This is a genomic window from Hymenobacter sp. B1770 (assembly GCF_049896385.1).
Taxonomy (GTDB): domain Bacteria; phylum Bacteroidota; class Bacteroidia; order Cytophagales; family Hymenobacteraceae; genus Hymenobacter.
Genome location: NZ_JAFCUF010000102.1, coordinates 1 through 501, shown reverse-complemented (window position 1 = coordinate 501; position 501 = coordinate 1). Strand labels below are relative to the sequence as shown.

The window sequence follows — 501 nt, the reverse complement described above, 5'->3', positions numbered from 1 at the left end:
CCCCTGCTGATGGCGCTCAAGTTCTTTGCGCAATTAGACCGGAAAGCTGAGTAAGGTCTGGTAGCAGAAAAACTGCTTCAACTGAATTGCTGCGTTTACCTTCGGACCCTTTTCTTGAACTAGAACACCGCCTTTTGAAGATGGCCTCGACCTGCGCCCCAGCGGAATTAAGCACGAACGGCAATGCTCAGAGTTTGCGGTCGAACCGGCCCAGGGTGATGGTGACCGTCTTGCCCGGGGTCTGATTGCTGACGGCGGTAAAGGCAAAGGTGCCGGCGGAAAGGCCGTTACGTACCTCGGCCTTGGTCAACACGACCTGCCCCGTGTGCTGGGCATCCGTCACGTATACTTCCCGGCCCTGGTCGCGGAAGGAAACCGTGGCGTGATTCAGGACCACGCGCGGGCTGCCCTGCGGGTAAAACGCCGTGGTCTGGTTCAAGGCATAGGGGCCGGGCCGTTGCCCCCGCACAAACAGGGCAATTTCAACGCCGCGGCCGTTCA

1 protein-coding gene is annotated in these 501 nt (G+C 59.5%); it reads right to left on the bottom strand.

The window, feature by feature from the left end; translation table 11 throughout:
• Positions 1–187 precede the first annotated feature (187 nt).
• On the bottom strand, positions 188–501 hold a 314-nt coding region (locus ACP7AJ_RS21670; protein ID WP_426062323.1), incomplete at its 5' end, for a DUF6252 family protein.